The sequence below is a fragment of the Pseudomonas sp. 2,4-D genome (assembly GCF_030418155.1).
Classification (GTDB): Bacteria; Pseudomonadota; Gammaproteobacteria; order Pseudomonadales; family Pseudomonadaceae; genus Aquipseudomonas; species Aquipseudomonas alloputida.
The window spans coordinates 16,649-36,218 of the sequence record NZ_JAUHUI010000024.1; the positions used below are offsets into that span (position 1 = coordinate 16,649).

The 19,570-nt window shown below is 65.3% G+C and carries 10 protein-coding genes; 8 read left to right on the forward strand and 2 right to left on the reverse strand.

What is annotated here, in order from left to right; all coding sequences use genetic code 11:
• The first annotated feature begins 256 nt into the window (after positions 1–256).
• The 8 genes from QYE47_RS17220 to QYE47_RS17255 all read left to right on the forward strand — a co-directional run bounded on the left by QYE47_RS17220 (position 257) and on the right by QYE47_RS17255 (position 10,282).
• Positions 257–2,278, forward strand: a complete 2,022-nt coding sequence (locus tag QYE47_RS17220; protein ID WP_070384204.1) for a capsular polysaccharide biosynthesis protein — start codon at positions 257–259, stop codon at positions 2,276–2,278.
• Positions 2,218–3,537 (forward strand): capsule biosynthesis protein, encoded by a 1,320-nt coding sequence (locus QYE47_RS17225; RefSeq protein ID WP_041167060.1) that lies wholly within the window; start codon positions 2,218–2,220, stop codon positions 3,535–3,537. The genes QYE47_RS17220 and QYE47_RS17225 overlap by 61 nt, the downstream gene beginning before the upstream one ends.
• On the forward strand, positions 3,534–4,310 hold the full coding sequence (locus QYE47_RS17230; RefSeq protein ID WP_003252728.1) for an SDR family oxidoreductase: 777 nt from the start codon (positions 3,534–3,536) through the stop codon (positions 4,308–4,310). The genes QYE47_RS17225 and QYE47_RS17230 overlap by 4 nt, the downstream gene beginning before the upstream one ends.
• Positions 4,311–4,317: 7 nt before the next feature.
• Positions 4,318–5,853: an LTA synthase family protein gene (locus QYE47_RS17235; protein ID WP_076403588.1), complete on the forward strand. Its 1,536-nt coding sequence runs from the start codon at positions 4,318–4,320 to the stop codon at positions 5,851–5,853.
• 4 nt (positions 5,854–5,857) lie between these two features.
• On the forward strand, positions 5,858–6,424 hold the full coding sequence (locus QYE47_RS17240) for a GNAT family N-acetyltransferase (RefSeq protein ID WP_014592004.1): 567 nt from the start codon (positions 5,858–5,860) through the stop codon (positions 6,422–6,424).
• Positions 6,424–8,568 carry a capsular polysaccharide biosynthesis protein gene (locus QYE47_RS17245; RefSeq protein WP_070384206.1) on the forward strand — a complete coding sequence of 715 codons (2,145 nt, stop codon included), beginning with the start codon at positions 6,424–6,426 and terminating at the stop codon, positions 8,566–8,568. The genes QYE47_RS17240 and QYE47_RS17245 overlap by 1 nt, the downstream gene beginning before the upstream one ends.
• 3 nt (positions 8,569–8,571) lie before the next feature.
• Positions 8,572–9,615, forward strand: coding sequence for a phytanoyl-CoA dioxygenase family protein (locus QYE47_RS17250; RefSeq protein ID WP_004577660.1), 1,044 nt, complete (start codon positions 8,572–8,574; stop codon positions 9,613–9,615).
• 211 nt (positions 9,616–9,826) lie between these two features.
• The gene (locus QYE47_RS17255) at positions 9,827–10,282 is read left to right on the forward strand and encodes a transposase (RefSeq protein ID WP_070384207.1); all 456 of its coding nucleotides are present in this window, start codon (positions 9,827–9,829) and stop codon (positions 10,280–10,282) included.
• A 9-nt stretch (positions 10,283–10,291) separates the two neighbouring features.
• Here QYE47_RS17255 and QYE47_RS17260 read toward each other — a convergent pair whose 3' ends face one another.
• A complete protein-coding gene (locus QYE47_RS17260) occupies positions 10,292–11,644 on the reverse strand; it encodes an aminotransferase class I/II-fold pyridoxal phosphate-dependent enzyme (RefSeq protein ID WP_070384208.1) in 1,353 nt (450 codons plus the stop codon).
• Positions 11,645–11,653: 9 nt separating this feature from the next.
• A complete protein-coding gene (locus tag QYE47_RS17265) occupies positions 11,654–19,153 on the reverse strand; it encodes a type I polyketide synthase (RefSeq protein WP_070384209.1) in 7,500 nt (2,499 codons plus the stop codon).
• Positions 19,154–19,570 lie beyond the last annotated feature (417 nt).

Genomic DNA, 19,570 nt, shown 5'->3' on the forward strand with positions numbered 1-19,570 from the left:
GCTCCTACAGGCGTGCGTTGCGTTCCCCAGCGGTGTGGTACGCCGCGGTTTCGGGGAGTTTGCCGGGATCAGATGTCATTTTGATGCCATAGATCTTCATCTGCACATATCGTCTAATTTCTTTTCGCGATTTTTGCTCAGCGGCACGCCTACAAATGTGAATTTGTATTAAGATTCGCCCTCCTTTGTTTCCACCGGACCCGCAGGGCTATAAGCCCATGCCGCCCCTTTGCTGAATGGATGCCGCTCCACGTATATGGACGACGCTTCGCCCCGCCCTCGCCTGCTGATCCTGTCAAAAGGAGCCCAGCGCATCAGTACGTTGCCTGCATTGCTGCCCGAATTCGCGCTGCAAAGCGGTGCTGTGCGCGATATCGAGCTCGCTGATTGGGTTATGGCCTGGGGCCGCAAGCCAAGCGCCATCAAGGCAATGGCCGAGGCGCACAAGGCTGGCAAGCCCGTTCTCACGCTGGAAGACGGCTTCATCCGTTCCGTGGGCCTGGGCGCCGACGAGCCGCCCCTGTCGCTGATCGTCGATGACGTGGGCGTGTACTACGACGCTTCCCAGCCGTCCCGCCTCGAACAGTTGGTCGCCACGCCCCTCGACGCCGAGCAAACCCAACGTGCCCTGGCACTACGTAGCCTGTGGCAGCAGCAACGGGTGTCGAAGTACAACGACGCACGCATCGAACTGCCAGCGCTGCCGGCCGACTGCGTGCTGGTGGCCGACCAGACCTGTGGCGATGCCTCGTTGCAAGGTGCAGGGGCCAGCGACTTCCGGGCCATGCTGGAGGCGGCATTGGCCCGCTACCCGCATAGCACCATCGTGCTCAAGGTGCACCCCGACGTGGTGGCCGGGCGCAAGGCCGGGCACTTCGATCTGGCAGCGCTGGCCGGCAACCCGCGGGTGCAGGTACTGGCCCACAATGTTCACCCGGCCGATTTGCTGCCACGCATGCGTGCAGTGTTCGTGATGACGTCGCAACTGGGCTTCGATGCCTTGCTTTGGGACGTACCGGTGCACACCTGGGGCATGCCGTTCTATGCCGGCTGGGGGCTGACCGACGACCGCTTGCCGGCACCTTCACGCCGCAAGCCTGTGCCGTTGGCGCAACTGATTCATGCCAGCCTGGTGGCCTACCCGCGCTATGTCTGCCCAGAACGTGGTCAGCCGTGTACGCCAGAGGTGCTGATCAACTGGCTGGGCCTGCAACGGCGGCACCGCAGCGTGTTGCCAAACACCGTACAGATGCTGGGTTTCAGCCGCTGGAAAGAACCGCTGGCAAACCTGTTTTTCAATGGCGCGGCCATTCGCTTCGTCAAGCCCGAGCAACCGCTGGCGCAAGACTTGCCCGTGGTGTCCTGGGGCTGCAAGCACGACACCCACCTTTCCACCCACCCTCTGCCCGTCAACCGGGTGGAAGACGGCTTCCTGCGCTCGGTCGGCCTGGGCGCCGGCAAGGCGCGACCGTTGTCGTGGGTGGTCGATGACCTGGGTATTTACTACGACGCCACCCGGCCTTCGCGCCTGGAGCGCATCCTGGCTGAAGAGCCGTTCGACCCGCAGTTGTTAGCCCGCGCGCATGCTTTGCGCTTGGCCATCTGCGCGGCGGGGCTGACCAAGTACAACTTGCCCGGCGCCAGCTGGCAGCGCCCCGCGCATGCGCAACGGGTGATCCTGGTGCCTGGCCAGGTGGAGGGCGATGCCTCCATCCGCTTTGGCGGCAACCGTATCCGCAGCAACCTGCAACTGCTGCGCGCCGTGCGTGAGCAAAACCCCGATGCGTGGGTGTTGTACAAACCCCACCCAGAGGTATTGGCCGGCACGCGCGCCCGCGGTGACGACGAAGCGCAAACCGTGCACTGGTGCGATGAAGTGATCGGCGATACGCCACTGCAACAATTGCTGGAAGTGGTCGACGAATTGCATGTACTGACCTCGCAGTCGGGCTTCGAGGCCCTGCTGCGCGGTGTGCCGGTGACGACCTATGGCCAGCCGTTCTACGCCGGTTGGGGGCTGACCCGCGACATGGACCTTCAAGCACCGGTGCAGGCACGGCGCAGCCGACAACTGACGCTGGACCAGCTGGTAGCGGGCACGCTGCTGCTCTACCCCACTTACGTAAGCCTGGTGACCAACCGCTTCACCACCGCCGAACGAACCTTATACGAACTACAAAATTGGCACGCCTTACCGCAGCCTGGAGCTCCCTCCCGATGGCAGGACTTGAAACGACGCTTGAGCAGTTTGTTGGGCATGAAGCGCCCGACCAACTGAATGCAAGGGCGACGCGTGGTCCGCTGCTGCGTATCCCGTCACACCATTTTCTGCTGCTTCAGGGTGTCAGTTCGCCCTTCTTCAGCCGCCTTGCCAAGGGGCTGCGGGATATCGGCCAGCGAGTGCACAGTGTGCGCTTCAACGTCGGCGACGCCCTGTATGGCCCCGGCGGCGCGCAGCTGACCTGCCCGCACGCCCCGGAAGACATGGAGGCCTGGTATTCACAGGTGTTCCGCCAACTGGGTATCACCGACCTGGTGCTGTTCGGCGACTGCCGCCCGGTACACCGCCCGGCCGTGACCCTGGCGCGGCTGTCGGGTATTCGCGTGCACGTGTTCGAGGAAGGCTACTTTCGGCCCTATTGGGTGACGCTGGAGCGCGACGGGGTCAACAACAACTCGCGTTTGCCACGTGACCCGCAGTGGTACCGCGACGTGGGCAAGTACATTCCTCGCTATCAGAATGGCAACCCGTTCAAGCTGTCGTTCGCCGCACGTGCCACGCACGATGTGCTGTACCACGCCGGCGGCGCGCTGAACCGGCTGTGCTTCCCGCGCTACCGCACCCATGCCCCGTTCAACGCCGCCATGGAGTACGCCGGCTTCATCCGCCAGGGCATGCGCCTGCTGCGCGCCCGTGTGCATGACGACGCGCTGGTGGCCGAAGTGGCCCGCGAGCGGCACCCCACGTTTTTGCTGCCCTTGCAGCTGGACAGCGATGCGCAAATCCGCGACCACTCGCCGTTCCAGAACATGACCCAGGTGATCGAGCATGTGATCGACTCGTTCTCGCTCAACGCCCCCTTCGATGCGCGCCTGCTGGTGAAAAACCACCCGTTGACGCCCGGGCTGGTCAACTACCGCAAGGTCACCGAGCAGTTGGCGCGCAAGTACGACGTAGCCGAGCGTGTCGATTTCATGGAAAGCGGGCACATGCCTACGCTGCTCTCGCACATCACCGGCATGATCACCGTCAACAGTACCGCGGGGGCTTCTGCATTGCTGCACCACCGCCCTACCTGCACGCTGGCCGAGCCGATCTACGCGATGCCGGGGCTAACCCACCAGGGCGGGCTGGATGATTTCTGGCAGCACCCCGAAGCGCCCGACAACACGCTGTTTCAACGCTTCCGCAACACCGTCATCCACACCACCCAGGTCAACGGCGGCTTCTACACCGCCTGCGGCATGGACATGGCCGTGGCCAACTGCCTGGAAGTGCTGATGGCGAAAACCTCAAGAATCGAAAAATACCTATGAGTTCGCATGCCTCACCCCGCTGCATCCTCATCACCGGCGCCACAGGCGGTATCGGTGGCGCGTTGGCGCCTGCCTACGCCGCCCCGGGGGTGACGCTGATCCTGCAAGGCCGGCGCCAGGACCGCCTGGCCGAAATGGCCGAACAATGCCGCGCCCTGGGTGCCCAGGTGTTGCTGGAGGCCCTCGACGTGCGCGACCTGGACGCCCTGCGGGCCATGGTGCGCCGGGTTAGCGAGCAGCATCAGCCCGACCTGGTGCTGGTGGGCGCAGGGCTTAACACCGCCGTGGGTGCCAATGGCGAAGCGGAGGACTGGGACGACAGCCGCGCCCTGATGGAAGTGAACGTGATGGCCGCCCTGGCCACCGTCGAGGCCGCCCTGCCCGCCATGCGCAGCCGTGGCGACGGGCAGATCGCCCTGTTCAGCTCGCTGGCGGGCTGGCGTGGCTTGCCGGTCACACCGACCTACAGCGCCAGCAAGGCCGCCATCCGTGTGTACGGCGAGGCCATCCGCGACTGGCTGGCGCCGGAAGGGGTGAAAGTGAATGTGATTGTGCCGGGGTATGTGGAGTCGAAGATGTGCTTCGAAATGCCCGGGCCTAAACCTTTTCTGTGGACCGCCGACAAAGCGGCCAGGCGTATCAAGCGCGGGCTGGCGGCGAACCAGGCGCGTATCAGCTTTCCGTTCCCGCTCAACCTGGGCACCTGGCTGCTGGGGCTTATCCCGCAGTGGCTTTCTTCGATGATCCTGCGTGGGTTGAAGTACAGTGATTGATGTTTCCATGTTGCCGGTCGCTTTGATCGGCCTGGGCTTGACCGTCGCGGTCGAGCGCCTGCTGGTTCCCCGCCCTGCCCTGCGTCGCCCGGCCGATTGCTGGCTGCTGCACGCGGGGCTGTGGTGTGTGGCCTTCGGGCTGTTGTATGCACTGACGGCGCGGCCGTTGTTCAGTGGCGTGAATGTGTTGTTGCTGTGGCTGCTGATCGTGCTGGTAAGCAACGCCAAGTATCACTCGCTGCGCGAGCCGTTTGTGTGTGCAGATTTCGAGTATTTCAGCGATGCAGTGAAGTTCCCGCGGTTGTACTTGCCGTTCTTTGGCTTTGGCAAGGCCGCGCTGCTGGCGGTGGGCTTTCTGGTTTACCTGTGGGCGGGCTTGAGCTTCGAGGTGGCGGGCGCGCGGCTTGAGGCGTTGCTGCCGTTGGCGCTGGGCCTGGGCTTGCTGCGCCTGGGGCATCGGGCTGTGAAGCCGAGCTTTGATGCCGAGCGGGATGTGCGCGGCTGGGGCTTGGCGGCCAGTTTGTGGCGGTACTTCTGGGCGGCGCGGGCGCCGGTGGACCGGGACGGGCTGGGCTCGCCGTTTGCGGGTGGGGCTGCGCCGGCCTCTTCGCAGCCGCCAGTGGCCCAGGCCGGGGCGCTGCCGGACTTGGTCTCGGTGCAGAGCGAGTCGTTTTTCGATGTGCGTGGGCTGTGGCCTGGCGTGCGCCCGCAAGTGCTCGACCAGTACGACCTGCTGGCCAGCCAGGCGCTGGCCCGGGGCAAACTGCAGGTGGCAGCCTGGGGCGCCAATACGGTGCGGACCGAGTTCGCCTACCTTACCGGCATCCCTGCCGACCGGCTGGGCGTGCACCGCTTCAACCCGTACCGGGTGCTGGCCCGCCAAGGCCTGCCCAGTATCGCCTCCAGGCTCAAGGCGCAGGGGTACCGGACCATTTGCATCCACCCGTACGATGGTGGTTTCTATGGCCGCAACAAGGTGTTGCCGGCATTGGGCTTTGATGAATTCATCGATGTGCAGGCGTTCAACGCTTCACAAAAGGCCGGGCCGTTCATTGGTGATTGCGCCGTGGCAGAAAAAATCCGCGCGCTGCTGCAGGCGCCAGGCCGCACCCAGCCGCTGTTCATCCATGCGGTCACCATGGAAAACCATGGCCCGTTGCACCTGGAAAGCGTAGCCGCGCACGAGCTGCCCGCCTGGTTCGACCGCCCGCTGCAACCGGGCATGAAAGACCTGGCGCCGTATGTGCGGCACATCGGCAACGCCGACCGCATGCTGGGCATGCTGCGCGAAACCTTGCTGGCCCAGCCGAACGAGGCGCTGTTGTGCTTCTTCGGTGACCATGTGCCGATCCTGCCCGAGGTGTACCAGGCTGTTGGTGCGCCCGCGGGTGATACCGACTACCTGGTGTGGTCCAACCGCCGCCAGCCTGGCTGCGGGGCCAGACCAATGCCGGTGCAGCAGCTTTCCAGCACATTGCTGGCCCATGCCCTGGCGCCGGCAACCTGCCAGGACACGCCCATGGCCAGTGCCGGGGTAGCCTGACAACGTGGTGCGTATCGTTTTGGGATCGGACCTGTCGCCGGAGCGTGCCGCCGACCCTGCCTTGGCCCGTTTGCTGACCGAGGGGCGGGGGTCGCTGGCGTTTTTGATTGGCAATACGGCCTGCCGCTATCGCCTGCTGGGGGCGGCTATCCACTGGGACCGTGTGCTGCTGGCCTTCGACGGCGAGCAGGCACTGGGCTTTGCCGCGCTCAAGCATGGCCGGCGCGGGCCGTTTGCCTTGCACTGGCGGCCGTTCGTTGGTGAATTCGGCGTATTGAGTGGCTGGGTGCGGTTTATCGGGTTCTGTCTGAGTGAGCTGCGCGAATGGCGCTACCCGTTCTTGCTGTATGGGCTGCGGGTCAGCAAGGCCGCACGCCAGCAAGGCGTGGGCTCGGCGCTGGTGCAGGCGTGCTGCGCGCACGCCGCCGGCCAGGGCTTTACCCGAGTAGAGCTGGAGGTGCCGCTGAGCAATCATCGGGCGCAGCACCTGTACCTGCATAATGGCTTTGCCCTGCGCCGCAAGCGCTGGGTGCCGTTCCCGCCGGTGCGCAACATGTGGCGGGCCGTGTAATGCACAATACGCCTCCCTTTGCACCCCACTCGCCCGAAGGTTACTCGCCACCCGATGCCCTGGTAGACGGCACCGGCTGGGTCGGCATCATGTCGCAATGGGTGGCCTGGAAGGTCCTGCACCTGCCGCAGTTCCTCGGCCCGGAAGGCCCGCCCTTCTGGCTGTGGCGCCGTGGCCGCAAGGCGCCCAAGGGTCTCAAGGCCATTGCCGGTATCGGCTACAAGCAGTCGTCGGCCCATGCCCGGGTGCTGTGCCAGCGCTGGGGGCTGCCCTACATTGCGCTGGAGGACGGTTTTTTGCGCTCGTCCTCGTTGGGCATCGAGGGCGATACGCCGATGTCCATGGTGGTCGACCCGGTGGGCATCCACTACCTGGCAGACCGCCCTTCGCTACTGGAAAACATCCTGCAGCAGCCCGAGGCGCTCAGCGCTTATGAACTGAATTGCGCCCGCGAACTGATTGCCTTGATGCGCAGCAGCGGCATCGGCAAGTACAACAACGCCCAGGACCTGCCCGACGACGACCCGCTGGGCCGTGATCGACCGCTGGTGCTGGTGGTGGACCAGACTGCCGGGGATTATTCGATCCCGGGCGGCGGGCTATGCGAAGCCGATTACGTGCGAATGCTGGATGAGGCCCTGGCAGAGAACCCGGATGCCGACGTGCGCGTGCGCATTCACCCGGACTGCCTGGGCGGGCAGAAGCCCAGTTGCCTGCTGGATGCCGCGCGGGCCCGTGGGGTTACGCTGGAAGCGCGGCCGGTAGCCTGGGCGTCACTGGCCCGGCGTGCCCGGCGGGTGTACGTGGGGACCAGCCAGGCCGGGCTGGAGGCGTTGATCCAGGGCGTGCCGGTCACCTGCTTCGGGCTGCCGTTCTATGCGGGCTGGGGGCTGACCGATGACCGCATGGCCATTGCTCGCCGGCAGGCACGGCCAGACCTTGTGCAACTGGTGGCGGCGGCCTATGTGCGTTACTGCCGCTATGTCGACCCATTGAGCGGCCAATTGACCGATGCCTTGACCGTTGCCCGCCAGCTAGCCAGCAAGAAAGCCCGCGATGCTGCGTTTGCCGGCCCCACCACGGTGCTGGGCGTGAAGCGGCACAAGCAGCACAACATCCGGCGCTTTTTCGCAAGCCGTTGGGGGCAGCTGCGCTTCAGCGTGGACAGCCCGCAACTGGTAAGCCTGGTAGCGGCCGAACAGGGCCGGCTGCTGGTATGGGCTGCACGCGAGCCGGCCGGCCTGGCCGAACGTGCGCGCCAGGCGGGGGTGCCAGTGTGGCGGGTCGAGGATGGTTTCTTGCGCTCCACGGGGCTGGGGGCTACCAACAGCCCGGCGCTGTCACTGGTGCTGGACCGGGGTGGCATTCATTACGATGCGCAGTCTGACAGCGACCTGGAGCAGCTGTTGCAGCATGGCGAATTCGACGCCCCATGCCTGGCCGAAGCGGCGCGCTTGCGGGCGCAGATCGTTGCCAGCGGCACCAGCAAGTTCAACCTGCGCAGCAATGTGCGCCCGGCCTTGCTGGGGCAACCGGGCCAGCTGCGGATACTGGTGGTGGGCCAGGTCGAGGATGATGCCTCGGCACTGTGCAGCGGTGGCGGTACCGGGTGCAACCTGCGGCTGCTGCAACAGGTGCGCGCGCGGTTGCCGGATGCCTGGATTCTGTACAAACCGCACCCCGACGTGGAGGCCGGCAAGCGCCGCGGGCACATCGCCCCGGCACAGCTGGTGGGGCTGGCCGATCAGGTACTGGCGGGGGTGGACATCGCCAGCCTGTATGGCCAGGTCGATGCACTGCATACGCTCAGTTCCACCGCCGGTTTCGAGGCCTTGCTGCGCGGGCTGCCGGTGGTCACCTATGGCACGCCGTTCTATGCCGGCTGGGGCCTGACCGAGGACCATCAGCCCTTGCCCCGCCGCACCCGGCGTTTAACCCTGGACCAGTTGGTAGCCGGCGCCTTGTTGCGCTATGCGCGCTATGCCGACGTCCAGCAAGACCTGCCCTGCGATGCCTGGCACGCCCTCGCCTGCCTCAGCGCGCCACACCCGGCGCCGGTGGCCTATCGGCGAGTGGCGCCGTTGCTCAACTATACCCGGACCATGCTCGGCTGTGGCCGGCCATTGGCCCCATCAAAGGACTAGATCATGCCTGTTTCGATCAAGGACATCGGCCGTTACGCGGCACTCCCCTGGCATTGCCTGCAGTTGGCAACCCATGCCAAGTCGTTCGAGAACAACCCGGTGCTGGGCAGCGCCCGGCTCAATGCCCTGGGCCTGCATGTGCAGCGTCGTCAGCTGGCGATGGCCATGGCAGGTTACCGTCGCAATGCGCTGGCCTCGCGGCTGGATGCCGGTGAGCGCGCGCATTTTGAGCAGAACGGTTTTTTCATTCGTGAAAACGCCCTGCCTGCCGAGCAGTTTGCGGCCTTGCGCGCCGAGCTGGGTGCATTGCGCAGCACTGGCTGGGAAATGCGTCAGGGCCGCGCGGTTACCCGCCGGGTCAGCCTTGACCAGGACGTGCTGGCGCAAAACCCGGCCAGCGCGGCGTTTGTGGCGGACCGTGGGGTGCGCGACCTGATTGCCTATGCGTCGTCCAATACCGGTGGCATTACCTACCAGTTGCAGTCGATCGTGATCGACGCCGCCAATGCCGATCAGGACCCGCAGACCCGCCTGCATGCCGACACCTTCCACCCCACGGCGAAGGCGTGGTTGTTCCTGGACGATGTGGCGGATGACCAAGGGCCGTTCAGTTATGTGCCGGGCTCGCACCGCCTGACGCCGGAGCGTTTGGCCTGGGAGTATCGTCAAAGCCTGGGGGCGGCGCGCTCCGGCGAGCAGATGCACCGTGAGGGTTCATTCCGTATCGACGAGCCCGAGCTGGCGGCCCTCGGTCTGCCGCCGCCCCGTCGCTTTGCGGTGCCAGCCAACACCCTGGTGGTGGCCGACACGTCTGGTTTCCATGCCCGCTGTGCGAGCCATCAGGCCAGCCACCGCGTCGAGATTTATGCCAGCCTGCGGCGTAACCCGTTCATCCCATGGCGCGGGGCGCACCTGTTTGCATTGCCATGGATTGCCAACCACCACATGCGTTGGGATATCCGGTTGAAGCGATTGATGGGGTTTGGCAAGAAGAGCCATTGGCGGTTTGTGGAGCAGTTGAATGCGTATGAGGCACCGCATATCTGACCCACGCCCGACCCGGACCGGCCCGGTGGTTGAACGCAGACCGTCGTAGGAGCGGGTTTACCCGCGAAAGGGCCGGGCCTGCTGGCCAATATCCCTGGCCAATCACCGTCCCCCCCTGGTCAGTGGGCACATTCTGCAATGGTTGAATCGCTGCTGGCATCATGACGGCGTCTACGCTGGCTCGAACTATCGAAGCCTCAAGGATGACCACATGCACTACGCCCATGCCCACCATCTGCGCCGCCACCGGGTTTCACACCCCGGCAGGCTGTACATGCTGACCACAGTCACCCACCAGCGTCGCCCGCTGTTTCACAACTTCAACCTGGCCAGGCTGGTGGTCAATCACTTGCGCCAGGCAGACCGGGAAAACAGCTGCGCCACGCTGGCCTGGGTGGTCATGCCCGACCATGTGCATTGGCTGATAGAACTGAAACAGGTGACACTGGCCACGTTGATGCGCCGCTTCAAATCAAGGTCCAGCCATGCCTTGCACAAGGCCGGCGTAACAACCAACCCCATCTGGCAGGCGGGCTACTGCGATCGCGCCATGCGCAAGGATGATGACCTGCTCAACGCCGCTCGCCACATCATTGCCAACCCGGTCAGGGCCGGCCTGGCACCCAATGTCGGCAACTACCCACACTGGGATGCCATCTGGCTGTAGCCGTGGCCCTCACCCCAGCCGCGCCATCTCCTCCGCCACCACCGCCACGGTATGCCTGATCTGCTCTTCCGTATGCTCGCAAGACACAAAAAACCGCACCCGCGCCGAATGCTCCGGCACCGCCGGGTACAGGATCGGCTGGGCATTGATACCACGCTCGAACAGGGCGCTGGACAAGCGGCCGGCCTTGAACGAACTGCCGGTAATCACCGGGATCACCGCCAACCCGGTACTGGTCGCCGTGTCCAACCCTGCTTCACGCGCCAGGCGCAGGAACAGTTCACCTCGCGCCTGCACTTGCGCTACCCGCTCGCTGTCTGCAGCCAGCAGCTTCAACGCTGCCAACGCAGAGGCCGTGACCGCCGGCGGCATGCCAACACTGTACAAGAAGCCCGGCGCCAGAAACTTCAGGTGCTCGATCAGTGCCGTGCGGCCCGCAATGTACCCGCCGCAACTGGCCAGGGTCTTGCTCAACGTCCCCATCCAGATGTCGACGTCATCGCCAGCCAACCCATAGTGCTCGCGAATACCTTTGCCCGTCGCACCCATCACCCCCAGCGAATGGGCTTCATCCACCATGAGGAAAACCTTGTGCTTATGCTTGAGCTCGACGAACCGGGGTAGCTCGGGGTAGTCGCCGTCCATGCTGTAGATGCCTTCCACCACCACCAGCACCCGCTCGAAGTGCTGGCGTTGTTCGCCCAGCAGGCGGTCCAGCGCCTGCCAGTCGTTGTGGGCAAAACTCAGACGGCGGGCACCGGACAGCTGGATACCCTGCAACACGCTGTTGTGAATCAGCTCGTCATGCACCACCAGGTCGCGTGGCCCGAACAGGTAGCCGATGGTGGTGACGTTGGTGGCATGGCCGCTGACCATCACCACCGCATCGTCTACCTCGTACAGGCGGGCCAGTTCGCGCTCGAGCTCGCGGTGCAGCGGGCGGTCGCCAGAAACCGGGCGGCTGGCCGACACCGAGGTGCCGTAGCGGTCGATCGCCGCCTTGGCCGCTTCGGCCACGCTCGGGTGGCCGGAGTAGCCCAGGTAGTTGTAACTGGCAAAGTTGAGAAACTCGCGCTCGCCAATCTGCGTCTGGGCACCGGCGGTGCCCTGGTGCATACGGAAGAACGGGTTGCTCACGCCCAGCTGCATGGCGCTTTGCTGGATTACCCGCAGTTGCTGGTACCCCGGGTGCAGATCAAAGCGATAGTGCGCTTCGGGCACCTTCAGGGCAGCCTGCTGTACCTGCTCCAGGGTGGCGCCCTGCTCGCCCTCGGCAGCCACATGACGGCGCCGGGCGAGGGCTTGCTGGATCAGGCGTTGCTTGGCATCACCAGCAAGGCCGGTCGGGGTTCTGGCTGTCATCTGGCACTCTTAATCAATCAATCGGTTGGGTGCCGCGTTGCTGTCGGCCAAGGCTGCGTTCAACTGCGCCAACTCTTCGGCACTGTGCTCGCTGCCATGGCGGGCAAGCACATTCTGCGCCAGTTGCTCTTCGCCGCTGCTCGCTTCACCGCGCAGCAGCTCCAGCAAGCGTACGGCAAGCTTGTCGATGCTGGAGCTGTCGCTCAGTTCCATCACCGGCAGGCGAATACCGAAACGCTCCTCCAGCGCCACCACCAACTCGACGCTCATCAACGAATCGAGCCCCATTTCCTGCAGCGGGCGCTGGGCATCCAGGCGTGCTGGCGGCAGGCGCAAAATCTCGCACACCTCGTGCTTGAGCATGTCTACGAAGCGTTCGAGCAGTTCGCCATCGTCAAGCTCCTCCAGCATGCGCTGGATGTCTTCACCGCCACCTTCATCCTCATGGTCGCCGCCATAGGCACGGGCCAGTTCGCTGAAGCGCGGTGTACTGGCGCTCGGCAGGAAGCGCGCCAGGGCCTTGAAGTCCAGTTCCAGCACGCCATGGCCGTTATCACCCTGCAACAGCATGGCCTCGAGCTGTGCCAAGGCGGCCTCGGCCCGCAGCGCCGAGCCCCCCATGCGGCTCTGCAGGGCGTCCTTGATCTGGCTGTTGCGCGCCAGGAAGCCGACATCGTCGATGGCGCCCCACAGCACGGCAGTGGCTGCCTGGCCCTGAGCACGTCGGTGCCGCGCAAGGGCTTCGAGCCAGTGGTTGGCCGCCACGTAGTTGGCCTGGCCGGGGTTGCCGAACAAGGTAGTGGCCGAGGAGAACATCACGAAGAAGTCCAGCGCCAGGCCCTGGGTCAGCTCGTGCAGGTACTGCGCGCCCTTGGCCTTGGGTTCCAGCACGCGACGCAACTGGTCGCCGTCTAGGTTGCGGATCAGGCTGTCGTCAATCACCGTCGCGGCATGCACCAGGCCACGCAGTGGCCATGGGCTGGCGCCGATGCGATCGACCACCCCGCGCAGTTGCTCACGGTCGGTGATGTCGCACGCCACGGCCTGCACATCGATACCTTGGGCGTGCCACAACGCCAGTTGCGGTTGGGCCTCTTCACTGGCCGGGCCACGACGGCCCAGCAACACCAGGTGACGGGCACCTTTGTCGATCAGCCACTGCGCAGTACGCAAGCCAAAGCCACCCAGGCCGCCGGTGACCAGGTAGCTGGCATCGGCGGCAAGCTGCAGTGCCCGCACCGGCTGCACGCGGGTGTCGACGGTTTGCTGGATAGGGTTAGCGTAGGTCACCACGACTTTGCCAATCTGCCGTGCCTGCTGCATGTAACGGTAAGCCTCGACCACCTGGTTGGCGTCGAACTCGCGGAACGGCAACGGATGCAGGATGCCCTGTTCAAACAGCTCCATCATTTCGGCGAACAGGCGGCGGGTGAGCGCGGGGCGCTCGCTCATCAGCTGGTCAGCGTCGATACCGAAATAGCTGATGTTGTTGCGGAACGGGCGCAAGCCGATACGGGTGTTCTGGTAGAAGTCGCGCTTGCCCAGCTCCAGGAAGCGACCAAACGGCTTCAGCACCTGCAGGTTGCGGTTGATGGCCTCACCGGCCAGCGAATTGAGCACCACGTCCACGCCACGCCCACCGGTGGCCGCCAGCACCTGGTCGGCATAAGCCAGCGAACGGGAGTCGTAGATGTGGCTGACGCCCAGCAGGCGCAGGAAGTCGCGCTTCTCGTCGCTGCCTGCGGTGGCGTGAATTTCTGCGCCCAGCCATTTGGCGATCTGGATGGCAGCGATGCCCACGCCACCGGCAGCGCCGTGGATCAGCACCTTCTCGCCCGGCTCCAGGCGCGCCAGGTGATGCAGCGCGTAGTACACGGTGAAGAAGGTACTCGGAATGGTGGCCGCCGCTTCGAACGACATCCCTTCGGGGATGCGTGCAACGGCGTTGGCGTTGGTGACCAGGCGGTTGGCGAAGCTGCAGGGGCCAAAGCCCACCACACGGTCACCCGGGGCGAAGTCGCCCACTGCCTCGGCGCCTTTGCCCTGCACCACACCGGCAAATTCGAAGCCCAGGGTAGGGCCGGAGAAGCCGTTTTCGATGGCTTCATCCGACAGCAGGCCGAGGGCGAACATCACGTCACGGAAGTTAAGGCCCGTCGCGCGCACCTGAATGTCCAGCTCATCCGCCGCCGGTTGACGCGGCTCACGCACTTCCCAGCGCAGGTTGCGCAGCTGGCCCGGCAGGTCGAAGCCCAGGCACACCCACTGCGCATCGCCCACTGCGCGGCGCGGCTGGTCGCCCAGCACGCGCAGGCGCGGCACGTAGCGACGGCCTTCGCCGTCCAGGGCCAGCTCGGTTTCGCTATCGGCGTGCAGCAACGCAGGTACCGCCAGCTCGACCGCTGCCGCGTGCGCCAGATCGAGCAGGCGAATACGACAGTTCGGGGATTCGTTGGCCAGGGTACGGCCAAAGCCCCACAACGCCGCGTCGCCGATGGCCGCAACGTCAGCGGCGGTGTCGGCGCTGTGCAGGTGCTCGGCAGCGCCACGGCTGAACAACCAGCACTGCGGGGCGATCGTCAGCGACTCACAGGCCTGCACCAGCGCGGCCGCTTGCATGCAGCGCTCGGCCTGGCCATCGAGGCCTGTGCCGCTGTCGAAACCGGCCAGGTGCAGCACATGCTCAGGGGGCTGGGCAAAGGCGCCAAGCTGAGCCGCCAGCGCCTGGGCGTCACCCGGCTGCAACAGGTCAACCTGCTGGCCCTGGGCGCGCAGTTGCTCTGCCAGGCGCAGGGCAGCGCCCTGCCCTGCTTCGGCGAGTACGGCCCAGCGCTGCACTGCCACGGGTGCGACAGTGTCGGCACCGGCGGGCTTGTCCGCCAGCAACAGGTAGCTACCACAGGCGTTACCCGGCAACGCCTCCAGCGTGCGCAACGCGGTCAGGCCATGCCGCTGCAGCTCATGGCTCCAGAACGCCGGGCCTTGCTGGCGCGACAACGCCTGCTGCGGGCCGGCCAGCCACCAATCTGGCTGGGCACCGAAGACGAAATCGGCCCAGCGCGCCGGGTACTGCCCAAGCAGCGCCAACTGGCCGTGCGGGTTGAGCCGGCCACTGGCCAAGCGCAGGGCGTCACCCACCGTACCAAGGGGGCCAAAGTCGGTAGGCACCAGCACCCAGTCGAACGTACCGGCGTCGGCCAGTTGCTCCAGGCCAAGCACCTCCAGCGCCGGGCAATCGTCACGCAGACGCTGCTCAAGCTCAGGCTCGGCGACGCAGTAGGCATAATCGAGGCGATCGAAATCCAGACCGGCGTACAACAGCTCGGCAAACGAAGCGCCGCCGAAGCCGAACTCCAGCACACGCAGGCGCTGGCCGGGCGGCAGTTGCGCCAGGCGTGCGGCCAAGGTCTGGCCAATGCCGCTGAGCAGGTGCTGCTGCCCTGCCGCACCCAGCACCAGGCGCGCCAGGCTGGCACCGCTGGTTTCGCGCGGTTGCAGGGTGTCGAAGGCCTGGCTGCCATCCAGCAACGCCGACAGATGTCGGCCGATGCGGCCAACGGAATGGATAATCTGGAAGTACTCGGGGTAGCTCTTGAACAGCTCTTGCCAGATAGCCTGCGAGGTCGGGCGCTCGCCCTGGTCGACCAGTTGCCAGCTGCCGTCCGCGCTACGCTGCAGGCTGCCGTCGTGCTCGGCATGGCGCAACAGCATCGCCAGGAAGTCGCCCTGGCCCTGCGACCATAGCGCGACCTGCTCGGCACTGATGCGGCCGCCGGCCTGTTCCACCGCATCGAGGACAAAGCTGTTGCACAGCACATCCAGCAGTGGCTCCACTTCATTCAGGTAACGCACCTGTGCCGGTTCGTCGGCCAGGCACTGCAAGGCCTCGACCAACGGCGAGCAGGCCACGGCGTTACGCTGCACAGGCACAACCGCGCCTGGCGCGGCCTGCCCTACATGGCCCATACGCTTGATATCGCCACTGCGGTCGTACTGCAGGCGCACGGCACGCATGCGCGCATCCTTGATCGCCAGCACGGCAGCGCCGCTGGCATCGAAAAGGGTGAAGTCGACCAGCAGCGAATGCGCGGTGCGTTTGCGCTGACGCACCTCGGCCAACACCGGAACACCGCCAGCATTGGTAAAGGCAATGCGCCCAAGCTTGACGGGGATGAACGCCAGTCCATCGTCATGCCCCTGGCGGCTGGCCAGCAGCTCGGTAATCAGCTGGAAGGCACCATCCAGCAACGCCGGGTGCAGGTGCAGGCTTGCCAGCTCGTGCTCGATGGCAGCAGGCACGACCAACTGAGCCAACACGCGCTCCCCTTCCACCCAAGCTGCGGCCACCGTCTGGTAAGCGGGACCGTAGTTCAGGCCAACCGCGCAGGTCATTGCCAGGTGCTGCTCGCCGGTGAAGTCTGCCGGGCGGGCTGGCAACGCCGGTGCCCGGGTGTCCAGCAGCACACCGCGCGCTTCACCCGGCAAGCGTGCAACCACGTGCTGTACCCAGTCTTCGCGTTGCATCACCGTGCGCGAGCTGATGCGCAACGTGCCGTCGGCCTCTTCGACCTGCACGCGCACTTTCTTGATGACCTCGCTGCTCAGCAGCAGAGGGTTGTGGATTTCCAGCTCTTCGATATCGACGAACTCGCCCGGCTGGTGCAGTTGCGCCACCGCCAGGGCCAGCTCGGTAAAGCCTGCACCCGGGAACAGTACCGACTCACCCACCTTGTGGTCGGCCAGGGTCGGGTACTGCTGGGTATCCAGGCGGTTTTCCCAGGTCAGCGCCTGGTCTGTTACCGGGTAACCCAGCAACGGGTGCACGCGCTCGTGGCTCAGCGGGCCATAGGCCTCGGCAGTGACCGGCAAGCTGAAGTGGTCGTGCTGCCAGGCATAGTTAGGCAGGCGCAGCGGGCGCCCGGTCACCGGGAAGCGTGCCTGCCACTGTGGCTCGACGGCGGCAATCTGCAGGCGGGCTACGGTACGTTCCAGCAGCAGCGGGCTGTGGTCGTTGCGCTTGAGGGTGCCAATCACTTGCCCCGGTTGTTCGCACTCGGCCAGCACATCGTTGACGTAGCTGCGCAGGATCGCATGTGGGCCCACTTCGACGAACAGGTTCAGGCCATTGCGCACCAAGGCAGCCAGCGCGCCCTGGAACAGCACCGGGAAGCGAATGTTCTGCCACCAGTACTGGCTGTCCAGCCGTTCGCCGTTCAACTGGCCACCGACGACAGTGGAGTAGAACGGGATCTTCGTAGCCTGCGGGCGGATATGCGCGAGGTCGTCGATAACCGCTTGCTTGATCGGGTCCATGGCCGGCGAGTGGAAGGCGTAGTCCAGGTCCAGGCGGCGGGCGAATACCTGGCGCTCTTCCAGGGCCGCTTCCAGCAGTGCCAGGGCGTCAACCTCACCGGCGACAGTGGCGCCGCGGGCACTGTTCTCGCCCGCCACCACCAGGCGGCCATCCAGTTTCAGTTCGGCAATCAGTTGCGCCGTGGCCTCACCCGAGAGGCCGACCGCCGTCATCTTCCCGGTACCACGGGTCAGGCCCTGCAGGCGACTGCGGTGGTAGATGACCTGGGTGGCGTCCTCAAGGCTCAACGCGCCGCTGGCCCAGGCCGCCGCCACTTCACCCACACTGTGGCCGATCACCGCCACCGGGTGGATGCCTTCGGCAGCCAGCACTTTGGTAACCGCCACTTGCAGGGCAAACAGCGCAGGCTGGGCGATTTCGGTACGTGCATAACGGCCTTCGCCGTTGTCACCCAGCAGCTCGGCGCGCAGCGAGTAGCCCGCCAAGGGCTGGAACAACGCGTCCACTTCATCCACGGCGGCGGCGAACAGCGGCTGGTCGAGCATCGCCCGGCCCATGCCCTGCCATTGCGAGCCGTTGCCGGAGTAGACAAATACCGGTGCCGAGGCGCCGTCCAGAGCCTGGCCGGCCTCCAGCACTGCACTCAGTTCGCTGAGGGTCGGGTCCTGGGCATAGTCGTCCAGCGCCTGGGCGGCTTCGGCCGCGTTGTCGCAAACCAGCAGCAGGCGGTGGCTGTGCGCATCGCGGCGGAACATCGCCTGGTAGGCCACATCGTAATAGTCGGCCTGTGGCTGCCCGGCCAGGTAGGCGGCAAAGCGTTCAGCGGTTGCGCGCAGGCCTTGTTCGCTCTTGGCACTGAGCAGTAACGGCACGCGCCGGGCGCTGGCCGCTTGCGCTGCCGGCGCCTGTGGCTCGGGGCTTTGCAGGATGACATGGGCGTTGGCGCCGCCAAAGCCGAACGAGTTCACCCCCACCGTCAACTGGCCATCGGCCTTCAGCGGCAGGGGCTCGGTGACCACCTGCAGGTTGAGGTCGGCGAACGCGATGTTCGGGTTGAGCGCCTGCACGCCAATGGTAGCGGGCACGGTGCGCTCGGCCAGGCAGTTCAGTGCCTTCATCAGGCCAGCCACGCCAGAGGCGGCTTCAAGGTGCCCGAGGTTGCTTTTCACCGAGCCGATTGGCAGCGGGTTGCCGGCGCCGCGCGCCTGGCCCAGTGCCTCGCCGATGGCGCGGGTTTCGATCGGGTCTCCCACCGCGGTACCGGTGCCGTGGGCCTCCAGGTAGTCCAACTGCTCGGGGGAGATACCGGCCTGGGAGTAGGCGCGCTTGAGCAACGCCGCCTGGGCCTCGGCATTGGGCAGGGTCAGGCTGGACTTGCGCCCGTCGGTGTTCACCGCACTGGCCGCTACCACCGCCAAAATGGTATTTCCATCGGCCACTGCCTGGTCGTAGTCCTTGAGCAGGAACAACCCGCCGCCTTCGGAGCGGGCGTAACCGTCGCCGTTTTCGTCGAACGACTGGCAGCGCCCGGTGCGCGACAGCATGGTCGCCTTGGCGAAGATCATGAAGCCGAACGGGTGCATGTGCAGGCTGATACCGCCCGTCACGGCTTGGTCGACATCACCGCTGAGGATGGCCTGGCACGCCTGGTGGAAGGCCACCAGCGACGACGAGCAGGCGGTGTCGATGGCCATGCTCGGGCCACGCAGGTCGTAGAAGAACGACAGGCGGTTGGCCGCGATGCTCATGGTGTTGCCGGTCGCCGTGGCGCCATCGATGGCTGACAGGTCCTCGAGCAGGCGGTAGGACTGCTCGACACCGGCGATGCCCAGGTACACGCCGCAGTTGCTGCCACGCAGGCTGGACGGCTTGACCCCGGCGTTTTCAAAGGTTTCCCAGCACATTTCCAGCAGCATGCGCTGCTGCGGGTCCATCATCGCGGCTTCACGCGGCGAGATGCTGAAGAAGCCAGCGTCGAAAGCGCTGATATCACCCAGGGTGCCTGAGGCGAAGGTGTAGCTGGATGCAGGGCTGGCCTTGTCCGGGTGCAGGAACTCGCGTTTGTTCCAACGCGACGGGTCAACCTGGGTCACCAGGTCGCGGCCCTCCATCAGGTTTTGCCAGAAGCCTGCATTGGAAGAGCCAGGAAAACGGTACGCACAACCAACGATTGCAACCTTTCTACGCTTGATCAAAACCTATTCCTTCAAATCTCATCGGGCACCGTCCCATCCGTCGGACAGCCGGCATGCCTGGCCTGGCCACGAAACTGGCCATTCGTTATATGTCACTGATGATTGTCTGGGTACCTGAAACTGCCATGCACGCAGGGTGCGCAAGACTCATGGTCTGGAACTGCCGTGGGAATGTTCAGATTTGTGTGCGCAGATGATACGCGGGTTGTGGGGGTGGGAAAACCCTGGGGTGAGGGATGGTTCACGGCGTGGGAACGGGTTTACCCGCGAATACGGTGGCGGCTGCGACGGTGAATGGCTGATGGGAATTGGCCAGCAGGGGCGGCCCTTTCGCGGGTAAACCCGCTCCTACGACGGTCTGCGCCCAATCACCAATGTGTGTCCACCACCAATCTGTGTAGGAGCGGGTTTACCCGC